The organism is Streptomyces sp. RP5T (genome assembly GCF_003933965.1).
Classification (GTDB): Bacteria; Actinomycetota; Actinomycetes; order Streptomycetales; family Streptomycetaceae; genus Streptomyces.
Window position 1 is genome coordinate 1 of record NZ_RSAJ01000251.1, and the last position, 11,762, is coordinate 11,762.

Below are 11,762 nucleotides of genomic sequence, written 5' to 3' on the forward strand. Positions count from 1 at the left end.
GTTCACGGGTGCCTCGCTGGGGTGCGCGGGCCTTGCGGCCGGGGTCTCGACGGTCAGATGTATATTGCAACCTTTTGGTGTCCGGGGAAATTCCGGCCCCCCGCCAATATTTTCCGAGCCGGCGTCACAGCGCTCGGCGGCGCTGTTCCAGATAGGCGCGCTCCGCCGGGTTCGCGGTGAGTGCGGCGGCCTGCGCGTAGGCGTCCGCGGCCTCCGCCTCGCGTCCGAGCCGGCGCAGCAGGTCGGCCCGTACGGCGTGGCGGACGTGGTAGCCGTCGAGGTCCAGCGCGTCCACCAGGGCGAGGGCGGCCGCGGGTCCCTCGGTCTCGGCCACGGCGACCGCCCGGTTCAGGGCCACGACAGGGCTCGGCGCCACGGCCATGAGCTGGTCGTACAGGCGCAGGACCTGTCCCCAGTCGGTGGGCGCGTCGCTGTGGACGGCCTGGATGGCGGCCTGGATCTGGTAGGGGCCCGGCTGGTTGCGGCGCAGACAGCGCCGTACGAGTGACCGGCCCTCGGCGACGAGCGCGCGGTCCCAGCGGGCGGGGTCCTGCTCGGACAGCGGTACGAGCGCGCCGCGCTCGTCGGTGCGGGTGGCCCGGCGGGACTCGATGAGCAGCATCAGCGCGAGCAGACCGGTGGCCTCGGGCTCGTCCGGCATCAGCTCGGCCAGCAGCCGGCCCAGGCGAACGGCCTCGGCGCACAGCTCGGGGGTGCCGCCGTAGCCCTCGTTGAAGATGAGGTAGACGACGGCGAGCACGGCCTTGAGCCGGTCGGGAAGGTCCGCGTCGCGGGGGACGCGGTAGGGGATGCGGGCGTCGCGGATCTTGGCCTTGGCGCGGACCAGGCGCTGGGCCGTCGTCGGCTCGGGGACCAGGAAGGCGCGGGCGATCTGCGCGGTGCTGAGGCCGCCGAGCAGCCGGAGGGTGAGGGCGACCTGTGCCTGGGGCGCGAGGGCCGGGTGGCAGCAGGTGAAGATCAGGCGGAGCCGTTCGTCGCGCACGGGGCCCTCCTCGGGCGGTGCGTCGGGGGCTTGCAGCAGGGCGGCCTCGGCGTGGCGGGCCTCGCGGGTGGACTCCCGGCGCAGCCGGTCGATCGCGCGGTTGCGGGCGGTCGTGATGATCCAGCCGGCCGGGCTGGGCGGCACTCCGGTCTCCGGCCAGCGCCGCACGGCCGTGGTGAAGGCGTCCTGGACCGCTTCCTCGGCGAGGTCGATGTCGCCGAGGAAGCGGACGAGGACGGCGACCGCGCGGCCGTACTCCTCGCGGAAGACGCCTTCGATGTCCGGGGTCATCAGTCCTCGGACTCGTGCTGGAAGGGCCGCACCTCGATGGGCAGGGTGGTGGCGAGGGCCGCCTTGCGCCCCCACTCCAGGGCCGCGTCCAGGTCGGGCGCCTTCACGATGCACAGGCCGCCGAGCTGCTCCTTGCCCTCGGCGTACGGTCCGTCGGTGATCAGCACGTCCCCGTCGCGGGGCCGCAGCACGGTCGAGGCGTCGGGGCTGTGCAGTCCTCCGGCGAAGACCCAGGCACCGGCCTCGCGGAGTTCCTGGTGGAAGGCGTCGAGCCGCTCGCCGATCTCGGCCAGCTCCTCGGGGGCGGGCAGCTCGTCCCAGCCGGGCTGCATGACGTTGAGCAGGTAGTACCGCATGTCCGTCTCCTCCTGTGAGTGTCTCTCACCTCCTACACGAACGGCCCACCCCGGGATCGACACCGCGCGCGGCGGAATCGGGAGAATCCTTTCCATGACCACCGCAGCGCACCCGCTCCTCGCCACCGCCCGCGCCCTGGCGGACGGCCTCCTCGCCCCGCACGCGGCGCGCGTCGACCAGGAGGGCGTACCGCAGGGCCACCTCGACGCGATCAAGCGCTCGGGGCTGCTCGGGGTGAGCGCGCCGCCGGAGTACGGCGGGTCGGGCGCCCCGGACGCGGTGGCGCGGGAGGTGCAGGAGATCCTCGCCGGGGCGTGCTGCTCGACCTGGTTCGTGCAGACGCAGCACCATTCGCCGGTACGGCTGCTCACGCAGACCGACCTGCCGGCGCGGGAGCGGCTGCTGGGGCGCCTCGCGTCCGGTGAGTCGCTGGCCGGGATCGCGTTCGCGCATGTCAGGGCGTTTCCCCGGGTGCCGGTGCGGGCGAGCGCCGAGCGGGGCGGCTGGCGGTTCGACGGCAGGGTGCCCTGGTACACGGGCTGGGGCCTGAACGACGTGATACTGCTGGCCGGGGTGAGCGAGGCGGACGAGGTGGTGTTCGCGTTCACCGAGGCACGCGAGCAGCCGGGGCTGCGGGCGTCGGCTCCGATGCGGCTCGCGGCGCTCACCGCGGCCCGGACGGTCGCGCTGGAACTGGACGGCCTGTGGCTGCCCGAGGACGCCGTGGTGCTGCGCACCCCGCAGGAGAAGTTCGCCCTGCTGGACCGGCCCCGCAACACCAACGCCTCCCCCGCCGTCTTCGGAGTGGCGTACGCGGCGCTGCAAGTGCTGGAGGACGCCGGGGAGTTCGAGACCGCGGGTGCGCTGCGCGGCCGTCTCGACGAGGTGCGCGCGCAGGTGTACGACCTCGCCGAACACCCCGTCCCGTACGAGCGCGTCCCCGAACGGCTGGCGCTCAAGACACAGTCGTACGACCTGATGCGCGCCGCCACGACCGCGGCCGTGGTGGCCGGCGGCGGCCGGGCCCTGGGCCTCGACGGCACGGCCCAACGGCTTTACCGGGAGGGGATGTTCCTCCTCGTGCAGGGGCAGACGACCGAGGTGCGCCGCGCGCATCTGGACGCTCTGGCGGAGATCTAGCCGGCCGGGGTCCGACGGGCTGGTCATGGACTGCGGGCTGCGGGCTGCGGGCTGCGGTCCGGGCTGCCGGCCGAACCGACGTACTCGCGGACGAGGGCCCGGTGCGCGGGAGCCGGTCGAGGACCGCGCCGTGCTCGCCGAGGCGCGGAGTGGAGGAACAGCACCGAAGCCGCTACGGAAGGCCCGGTCAACTGCCCGTCGCTCACGGGCTGTTCCTTCCAGGTGCGGGCAGCCGCAGAGCACGAGCTCGTCGACGGACATGGTCCTCAGCCCGCCGCCGCGAGGACCGGACGCCGTCCGAGCGCGGTCGAGAACTGGTCGACGACCTGGGCAAGAGCCTCGGTCGCCAACGGCGCCACGCTCAGCACCCCGTCCTCGTGCACGGTGATGTCCCTGTCGAGGGTGAACCAGCCCTGCACGACGTGGGCCGCGCCCATCGAGCTGAGGACGGGCCGCAGGGCGTAGTCGATGGCCAGGACGTGGGCGGTGGAGCCCCCGGTGGCCAGCGGCAGCACGGTCTTTCCGGCCAGGGCGTACTGCGGGAGCAGGTCCAGGAGCGCCTTGAGGACTCCGGAGTACGAGGCCTTGTAGACGGGGGTGCCGACGACGACCCCGTCGGCGCGCGCGAACAGCTGGGCCGCCTCGACGATCGCCGGATGCTGGAAGTCGGCGCCGAGCAGGGCCTGGGCGGGGATGTCGCGCACGTCGAGCGGGATCACCTCGTGCCCCTGGGCGGCGAGGCGCTGGTCGAGGTGGCGCAGCAGCCGGTTGGTGCGGGAGGACGCGGAGGGGCTGCCGGAGACGGACAGGACGGTGGCCATGGGTTCTCTTTCGTGAAAAGCGGGCATGCGTGATGCTCGTTACGGAATGTTTTGGAGCACGCCGAATTCAAAAGGCGCACGGGCGCACGGAATTCAGGCGTGGAAAATCACGGGAGAAGAGAAAAACGCGGCGGATCCAGGGGATTTGATCAGGCCGCGGCGCGACAGGAGGCGCTGGAGACGCGCGCGAGGTCGACATGGCGTCGCCGCGTGAGGTCCAGTCGCGTCTTCATGTCGCCGATCGTGACAGCCCGTGGTGAGAGGCGTCAAGGAAACCTGGACCGGTCTCGAATCTCGGACCGTTGAATCTCAGGGCGTGTGACAGGGAAACCCATGAAACCCTTTCACACACCGCGGGGGTCCTCCCCGGCATCGGCCGAGGGGGGACCCCCATCGCTGCGCTCGCGCCGGGGGCCGCTGCTCCGGGCCGCCCAGCCGACCTCTCTTGTTCAGTCCTCGTCCCGCCCGGGGACCACCACGAGGAACGCGTCGGACTGGATGTCCATCACGACGGTCGCCGGTTCACCCTGCGCCCGCCTCTGCGCCGCGTACTCCTCTGCCGGCCACGATCCGCGCGGAGCTCCCGCTGGAAACCGCTCCAACACCTTGGCGCTCATAGCGGCAGACACCTCCAACATCGCTGACGAACCGTCTCGTACCTGAGCGGTTGCCCGGGATTCAGGGGGACATGTCATGCCTTCTCGGTTTCGTCGACAGAGGTCGGCCACCAGACGCGGGCCCCGATGTCCCGCACCAGCGCGGGCACGAGCAGGGACCGGACGACCAGGGTGTCGAGCAGGACACCGAAGGCGACGATGAAGGCGATCTGGGCGAGGAAGGCCAGCGGGATCACCCCGAGGGCGGCGAAGGTGGCGGCCAGCACCACTCCGGCGGAGGTGATGACACCGCCCGTGGTGATCAGGCCGCGTGCCATTCCCTGCCGTACTCCGTGCCGCAGCGACTCCTCGCGGACCCGGGACATCAGGAAGATGTTGTAGTCGACGCCGAGGGCGACGAGGAACACGAACCCGTACAGCGGCACGGAGGGATCGGTGCCGGTGAAGCCGAACACATGGCGGAAGACGAGTGCCGAAACGCCCAGCGTGGTCAGGAAGTTGAGCGCCACCGTGGCGACCAGCAGCACGGGCAGCAGCAGTGACCGCAGCAGGACGACCAGGATGAACAGGATGATCGCGAGGACCACGGGGACGATGAGGGTGCGGTCGTGCTCGGCGGTGCGCAGGGTGTCGTACTGCTGGGCCGTGTAGCCGCCGACGAGGGCGTCGGCGTCCGGCACCCCGTGCAGCGCGGTGCGCAGCCGGGCCACGGTCTCCTTGGCGGCGTCGCTGTCGGGGGCCGCGGTGAGGGTCACGTCGACACGGACCCGGCCGTCGACGACCAGCGGGGCGGCGCCGGGACGTCCGGAGGCGCCGGCCGGCGTGGCCGAGGCGACCCCTTCGGTCCTGTCGGCCGCCCGGACGACCTCGGTGAGCCGGTCGGCGTCCGCGACGACCACGGCGGGGTTGCCGGAACCGGCCGGGAAGTGCCGGCTCAGGGTCTGCTGGGCGGCCACCGAGGGGGCGTCGTCGACGAAGGTCTCGTCGAGGGGGACGCCCTTCGAGGTGAGGGCGGGCGCGAAGGCGGCACCGGCCAGCAGGACGACGAGGGTGAGTGCCCAGACCTTGCGCGGCGCCCGGTCGACGAGGGCGGCGACCCGGTGCCAGACGCCCTCGCGGGTCTCGTCCGCGGAGCGGGGGCGGGCCGGCCAGTAGGCGGCGCGGCCGAGCAGGGCGAGGGCGGCGGGCAGGAAGGTCAGGGAGGTCAGGACGGCACAGGCGATACCGATGGCGCCGACGGGGCCGAGGGCGCGGTTGTTGGTGAGGTCGCTCAGCAGCAGGGCGAGCAGTCCGAGCGCCACGGTGGCCGCGCTGGCGACGATGGCGGCCCAGGACTGCCGCACTGCGGCCCGTGCGGCGCCGAACCGGTCGGCGCCGTGGGCGAGTTCCTCGCGGTAGCGGGCCGTGAGCAGCAGGGCGTAGTCGGTGGCCGCGCCGATCACGAGGATGGAGAGGATGCCCTGGACCTGTCCGTCGACGCGGACGACGTCGTGGTCGGCCAGGGCGTACACGACGGCGCAGGCGACACCGAGGGCGAACACCGAGCCGAGGATGATCACCAGCGGCAGCAGCACACTGCGGTACACCAGCAGCAGGATGACCAGGACGACGACGAGCGCGACGGCCAGGAGCAGTCCGTCGATGCCGGCGAAGGCGTCGGACAGGTCGGCCTGGGTGGCGGCGGGTCCGGCGAGCTGGACGGTCGTGCCGGGGACGCGCTCGGCGGCGGACCGGATGGTGTCGAGGGTGTCGGGGAGGCGGTCACCGAGGTCGGGGCGCAGGGGTACCACGCCTTCGAGGGCCTTCCCGTCCTTCGAGGGGATCGCGGGGGACACCTCGCCGGCGACTCCCGGCAGGTCGGCGAGGGAGTCGAGCGCCTGGTCGGCGTCCGCCTTCCGGTCGGCGACCGCGCCGTCGGTCCAGACGACGATCACGGGCAGGGTCTCGTTCTGCCGGAACTTCTTCTGCTCGGCGATGACCGCGGTCGACTCGGCGCTGCGCGGCAGGAACGCGGCCTGGTCGTTGGTCGCGACCTCGCCGAGACGGCCCGCGAAGGGGCCGAGGGCGCCTCCGGCGACCAGCCAGACGGCCAGCAGGAGGAGCGGGACGAGCACACGGGTGCGTCGGGCGGGGGACATCGGTCTCCAGGGTTCGGGGACGTGTAACTCGATGAAAAACAATCTCAATCATTGAGTTAAATCGTGTCGGTGATCGTAGTCGACACCTGTGCTTCCCCCGTCGGCCGGTCCGCGGATGCGCCCCGCCCGTCCGGATCAGCCGCCGTCCGGCCGCACCGCGGCGAGTTCCTCGTTCAGCGCCTCCAGGAAGCGCACGACCACGGCCAGCTCCTGCTCGTCGAAGCGGGCGCGGGCGGCCTCGGTCGCCCCGGCGAGCGGACGGAAGTACGAGCGCGCGGCCGCCCGGGCGTCCGGTTCGTATCGCAGATGGACGACCCTGCGGTCCGTGCTCTCCCGGACCCGGCGGATGTGGCCCGCCCGCTCCAGCCGGTCCACGCACGCGGTCACCGCGCCCGAGGTGAGCCCGAGGTGGCGGCGCAGACCGCCGGGGGTCATGGGCTCCTCCGCGTCCATGATCGCGGCGAGCGCCTGGATGTCGGTGGCGTGCAGACCGTGGTCACCGGCGAAACCCTGCACGAGACGGTTGATCTCGCCGTTCATGCGACGCAGCCGTACGGCGAAGGTGTACAGGTCGGTCGGCGGCCCGCCCGCGCCGGGCTCCGGTCGCTCGTCCTGGTCCCGCTGGTTCGCTGTGGCCACGTGATCAGCGTATAGAAGCGGCGCGCTCCCGCGGACCCGGGCCGCATCCGAACCGCGCCCGGCGGTCGAAGTGATCAGCAGGGGACGACAGAAAGGGCGCAGGCGATGGAGCACGACGACTCGCGCGCGGGACCACTGTGTCTGGTGACCGGTGCGACGGGATACATCGGCGGACGCCTGGTCCCCGAACTGCTGGAGGCGGGTTACCGCGTACGGTGTCTGGCCCGCTCCCCCGACCGGCTGCGCGACCATCCCTGGGCCGGCCGTGCCGAGGTGGTGGCGGGTGACGTGACCGACGCCGCGTCCGTCGCCCGGGCCCTGGACGGGGTGGACGTGGCCTATTACCTGGTGCACGCCATGAACTCCGGCAAGGGGTTCGAGGACACCGACCGCAGGGCCGCGCGGATCTTCGCCGAGCAGGCCCGCAAGGCGGGTGTGCGGCGGATCGTGCACCTCAGCGGGCTCATCCCGGCGGGCGTGCCCGAGCACGAGCTCTCGCCGCACCTGCGGTCACGCGCGGAGGTGGCCCGCATCCTGCTCGACTCCGGGGTCCCGACCACGGTCCTGAGGGCGGCCGTCGTCATCGGCTCGGGTTCCGCCTCCTTCGAGATGCTGCGCTACCTGACCGAACGCCTTCCCGTGATGGTCACCCCGAGCTGGGTGCACACCCGCGTCCAGCCCGTGGCGGTCCGCGATGTGCTGCGGGCGCTGGTCGGCAGTGCCCGCATGCCGGCGGAGGTCAGCCGGGGCTTCGACATCGGCGGCCCCGAGGTGCTGACGTACCGGCAGATGATGCTCAGGTACGCCGCGGTCGCCGGGCTGCCGCGCCGGGTCATCGTTCCGGTGCCGGTGCTCACCCCCCGGCTCTCCAGCCACTGGGTGGGTCTGGTGACGCCGGTGCCCGCCTCGATCGCCCGGCCGCTCACCGAGTCGCTGCGGCACGAGGTGGTCTGCCGCGAGAACGACATCGTCCGCCATCTGCCCGGCCCGCCCGTCGAACCGGTCGGCTTCGACGACGCCGTACGACTGGCGCTGCAACGGGTGCGAGAGGCACGGGTCACCACCAGGTGGTCGTCGGCCTCGGTGCCGGGCGCCCCCAGCGACTCACTGCCCACCGACCCCGACTGGGCCGGCGGAAGTCTCTACAGCGACCACCGGGAGCTGCTGGTGGACGCTTCGCCCGAGGCGCTGTGGCGGGTCGTGGAGGGCATCGGCGGTGAGAACGGCTGGTACTCCTTCCCGCTCGCCTGGGCGGTGCGGGGCCGGCTGGACCGGCTGGTGGGCGGGGTCGGACTGCGCCGGGGCCGCCGCGACGCGGCCCGGCTGCGGGTCGGCGACTCGCTGGACTTCTGGCGGGTGGAGGCGATCGAACCGGGCAGGCTGCTGCGGCTGCGGGCGGAGATGCGGCTGCCGGGCCTGGCGTGGCTGGAGATGGGTGTGACGACCGACGAGGACGGCCGCACCCGCTACCGGCAGCGCGCCCTGTTCCATCCGCACGGACTGCTCGGCCAGGCCTACTGGTGGAGCGTCTCGCCCTTCCACGCGATCGTCTTCGGCGGCATGGCCCGCAACATCGCCCGCGCCGCGGCGGCGTCGGCGGCTCACGAACCTCACCACTCCCCTGCCCACTGACCCTCCGGCTCCTTCGCGCCCCCAGGAGTACGCACCATGAGCATCTCGGTCGTCCTGTTCACCTGCGACCTGCGTCTGCACGACCACCCGCCGCTCGCGGCGGCCCTCGACGGCACCGAGCAGGTGGTCCCGCTGTTCGTACGGGACCGGGCCGTGGACGCGGCGGGCTTCGCCGCCCCCAACCGGCTGGCGTTCCTCGCCGACTGCCTGCGCGACCTCGACGCCGGTCTGCGCGAGCGGGGCGGCCGGCTGGTCCTGCGCTCCGGCGACCTCGTCGACCAGGTGCGCAAGGTCGCCGCCGAGGCGGACGCCGACGAGGTGCACATGACGTCCGACGTCAGCGCGCACGCCCACCGGCGCGAGGAACGGCTGCGCCGGGCCCTGGAGGCGGAGGGCGTAAGGCTGCACGTCCACGACACGGTGACCACGGCCGTCGCCCCCGGTGCGGTGGTCCCGGCGAGCTCGGACCACTTCGCCGTCTTCACGCCCTACTTCCGGCGCTGGTCCGAGGAGCGGCTGCGGGACCCGCTCGGGGCCCCGTGGACCGTGCGGGTCCCGGACGGCGTGGAATCGGAGCCGCTGCCGTCCCGCGACGAGCTGTCCGGGCTCTCGGAAGGACTCGCCGCCGGCGGTGAGACACAGGGCCGCAAGCGGTTCACCGGCTGGCTGCGAAGCGGCCTGGCCGATTACGGCGACCGCCACGACGACCTGGCCGGCGACGCGACCTCCCGGCTCTCCCCGCACCTGCACTTCGGCACCCTCTCCCCCGTCGAGCTCGTCCACCGGGCGCGCCGGGCGGGCGGTCCGGGCGCGGAGGCCTTCGTACGGCAACTGGCCTGGCGCGACTTCCACCGGCAGGTGCTCGCGGCCCGTCCCGCCGCGGCCGCCTCCGACTACCGCACCAAGCACGACCGTTGGCGCTCCGAGCAGAACGCGGGCGAGGACATCGAGGCGTGGAAGCAGGGCCGCACCGGCTACCCGATCGTCGACGCGGCGATGCGCCAGCTGCGCCACGAGGGCTGGATGCACAACCGCGGCCGCCTGCTGACCGCCTGCTTCCTCACCAAGACCCTGTACGTGGACTGGCGGATCGGCGCCCGGCACTTCCTGGACCTGCTGGTCGACGGTGACCTCTCCAACAACCAGCTCAACTGGCAGTGGATGGCGGGCACCGGCACCGACACCCGCCCCAACCGGGTCCTCAACCCGGTCACCCAGGCCAAGCGGTACGACCCCGACGGCGCGTACGTGCGCCGCTGGGTTCCCGAACTGGCCGCGCTGGAGGGGCCGGTGGTGCACGAGCCGTGGAAACTGCGGGGTCCGGACCGCGCCGCACTGGACTATCCGGACCCGATCGTGGAGCTGTCCGAAGGGCTCGCCCGCTTCAAACGGGCCCGTGACCGCGGCTGACTCAGGCGGACGGCTCGGCCGCGTAGAGGGCGGCCAGGCTGTCCACCGCGTCCTGGAGCCCCGTCGGCCGCAGCATCCCCGGGCCGGGGCGGCCGAGCCAGCCGGCGCCGCCCAGCATCACCACGGGCCTCCTGCGGGCGCCCTTGACACCCCACTGGGCACCGGCGATGTGCCGGGCCAGCGGCAGGCTCGCCGTGGAGCGGGCATGTGCCCACAGGACGACGGCGGCCGGGCCGAGCCGGTCCACCGCGGCGGTCAGCGCCTCCACGGGCACGGCGGACCCGAACATCCTGGTGGGCAGGGAGCGTTCGGCCAGGCCGGCGTTGAGCGCCTCCAGCGCCAGCGTGTGCTGCTCGCCGGGGACGCAGGCCAGCACGACCGGCCCGGGACCGAGCGCGTCGCCCCGTCGGGCCGGCGGGCGGGTGCAGCGGCGCAGCGCGGTGGACATGTGCCAGGACAGCAGGTGCTCGACCTCGACGTAACGGTCCCCGGACGAGGCCCACTTGCGGCCCACCGCGTGCAGCGTGGGCACCATCACCTCATGCCAGGCCACGGCGACGCCGTGCGTCTCGATCGCCGCGGTCAACTGCTCCTCCACGGCGGGCGCGTCGAGACGTACGGCGGCACGGGCGAGGCCTCGGCACTCCTGGCGCACATCGCCCAGGGGAAGGGCGCCGGCCGCCCGGGACCGGGGACGGCTCGCGGGCTCCGGTGTCCTCGGCTGGGCCGCGCCGGCGCCCGGTGCCGCCGCCTCCTTGGCGGCGCGGGCGGCCTCGGCGGGCGGCACACCCGCGGAGGTGAACCGGCACATCGCCTCCAGCACGGCGATGTCCCGCGAGGTCCAGCGGCGGTGCCGGCCGTCGGTGCGGACGGCCGGGCCGATGCCGTAGCGGCGGTCCCAGGAGCGCAGCGTGGTGGGCGAGACACCCAGCCGACGGGCCAGGGCGCCCGTGGTGAGACTCGTCGCGGTGTCGGGGGAGGCCGGTTCCGGCAGGTCCACGGCCTGCGCACCGTCCGGTATGCCACTCATGCCACGACTATACGACGCAGAAGCGATGCGAGTTGCCGAGAGTGGCCCTGTTCCGGACTGCGGCGGGCACGGTGGCCGTGTGGACCACAGGTCGCTGGAATATTCGATGCAGAAGCGGTGCGTGGGTGATCGGTCGCCCGGGCACCCCGACCCGGCCTCCGCTACACATAAAGGGAAAATAAGAGCAGAATGGGGAGAGGCGGCGCTTACCGCACACCGCACAGACGCGGTCAGGCCAGTCAGTCAAAGGAGACGATCATGGCCAACGTCTCGCACTCCAGAAGTGACATCACCAGTCATCCCGACGCTCCGGAAATGCGGGAACGCTATGCCCGCATGCTCGGCGGTCGCGATGTGGCGCTCGTGGACGGACCGGTGTTCCTCCTCGGTCTGTACTGCGCGGTGTCCCCCTGGATACTCCACTACACGACGAGCCAGCCCGCCCTCGTGCCCCACAACATCATCGTGGGCATTGCGATCGGCCTGCTGGCCCTCGGATTCACCCAGACCCCTGAGCGCATGTACGGCCTCAGCTGGGCGTTCTGCGCGGTCGGCATCTGGATGATCATCGCTCCCTGGGTCGTGGGCGACAGCCCGGACACCGGTGTGGCGCTGAACAACATCATCATCGGCGGCCTCGCGGTGATCCTGGGGCTGATGTGCACGGTCACGGCGGCGAAGAGC

The 11,762-nt window shown here is 72.7% G+C and carries 12 protein-coding genes; 4 read left to right on the top strand and 8 right to left on the bottom strand.

Going from position 1 to position 11,762, the window contains the following annotated elements; genetic code table 11:
* Window positions 1-124: 124 nt before the first annotated feature.
* Together EHS43_RS24425 and EHS43_RS24430 are read right to left on the bottom strand one after the other, a co-directional pair.
* Complete coding sequence (locus EHS43_RS24425) at window positions 125-1,294, bottom strand: RNA polymerase sigma factor (RefSeq protein WP_125192904.1); 1,170 nt, start codon at window positions 1,292-1,294, stop codon at window positions 125-127.
* A complete protein-coding gene (locus EHS43_RS24430; RefSeq protein ID WP_125192905.1) occupies window positions 1,294-1,650 on the bottom strand; it encodes a YciI family protein in 357 nt (118 codons plus the stop codon). Before EHS43_RS24430 ends, EHS43_RS24425 begins: the two co-directional genes overlap by 1 nt.
* Before the next feature lie 94 nt (window positions 1,651-1,744).
* Between EHS43_RS24430 and EHS43_RS24435 the strand changes: the two genes are divergently transcribed.
* Window positions 1,745-2,791, top strand: a complete 1,047-nt coding sequence (locus tag EHS43_RS24435; protein ID WP_125192906.1) for an acyl-CoA dehydrogenase family protein — start codon at window positions 1,745-1,747, stop codon at window positions 2,789-2,791.
* Window positions 2,792-3,057: 266 nt separating this feature from the next.
* Here the strand turns inward: EHS43_RS24435 and ssuE are convergent, their stop codons facing one another.
* The 5 genes from ssuE to EHS43_RS24455 all read right to left on the bottom strand — a co-directional run bounded on the left by ssuE (window position 3,058) and on the right by EHS43_RS24455 (window position 7,006).
* Window positions 3,058-3,612, bottom strand: a complete 555-nt coding sequence (ssuE, locus tag EHS43_RS24440; protein ID WP_125192907.1) for an NADPH-dependent FMN reductase — start codon at window positions 3,610-3,612, stop codon at window positions 3,058-3,060.
* 149 nt (window positions 3,613-3,761) lie between these two features.
* Window positions 3,762-3,845: a putative leader peptide gene (locus EHS43_RS48995; RefSeq protein WP_369009051.1), complete on the bottom strand. Its 84-nt coding sequence runs from the start codon at window positions 3,843-3,845 to the stop codon at window positions 3,762-3,764.
* A gap of 216 nt (window positions 3,846-4,061) precedes the next feature.
* Entirely contained in the window at window positions 4,062-4,250 is a 189-nt protein-coding gene (locus EHS43_RS24445; protein WP_030325729.1) for a hypothetical protein, read from the bottom strand.
* Between the two features lie 53 nt (window positions 4,251-4,303).
* Entirely contained in the window at window positions 4,304-6,367 is a 2,064-nt protein-coding gene (locus tag EHS43_RS24450) for an MMPL family transporter (RefSeq protein WP_125192908.1), read from the bottom strand.
* Between the two features lie 135 nt (window positions 6,368-6,502).
* On the bottom strand, window positions 6,503-7,006 hold the full coding sequence (locus EHS43_RS24455; protein WP_125192909.1) for a MarR family winged helix-turn-helix transcriptional regulator: 504 nt from the start codon (window positions 7,004-7,006) through the stop codon (window positions 6,503-6,505).
* A gap of 105 nt (window positions 7,007-7,111) precedes the next feature.
* Here EHS43_RS24455 and EHS43_RS24460 point away from each other — a divergent pair, with 105 nt between their 5' ends.
* On the top strand, window positions 7,112-8,638 hold the full coding sequence (locus EHS43_RS24460; RefSeq protein ID WP_125192910.1) for an SDR family oxidoreductase: 1,527 nt from the start codon (window positions 7,112-7,114) through the stop codon (window positions 8,636-8,638).
* Between the two features lie 36 nt (window positions 8,639-8,674).
* The gene (locus EHS43_RS24465; protein ID WP_125192911.1) at window positions 8,675-10,048 is read left to right on the top strand and encodes a deoxyribodipyrimidine photo-lyase; all 1,374 of its coding nucleotides are present in this window, start codon (window positions 8,675-8,677) and stop codon (window positions 10,046-10,048) included.
* 1 nt (window position 10,049) lies between these two features.
* Here the strand turns inward: EHS43_RS24465 and EHS43_RS24470 are convergent, their stop codons facing one another.
* Entirely contained in the window at window positions 10,050-11,078 is a 1,029-nt protein-coding gene (locus EHS43_RS24470) for a MerR family transcriptional regulator (protein WP_125192912.1), read from the bottom strand.
* Between the two features lie 258 nt (window positions 11,079-11,336).
* Between EHS43_RS24470 and EHS43_RS24475 the strand changes: the two genes are divergently transcribed.
* Window positions 11,337-11,762 (top strand): SPW repeat protein (locus EHS43_RS24475; protein WP_125192913.1); only part of this gene is annotated, 426 nt, incomplete at its 3' end.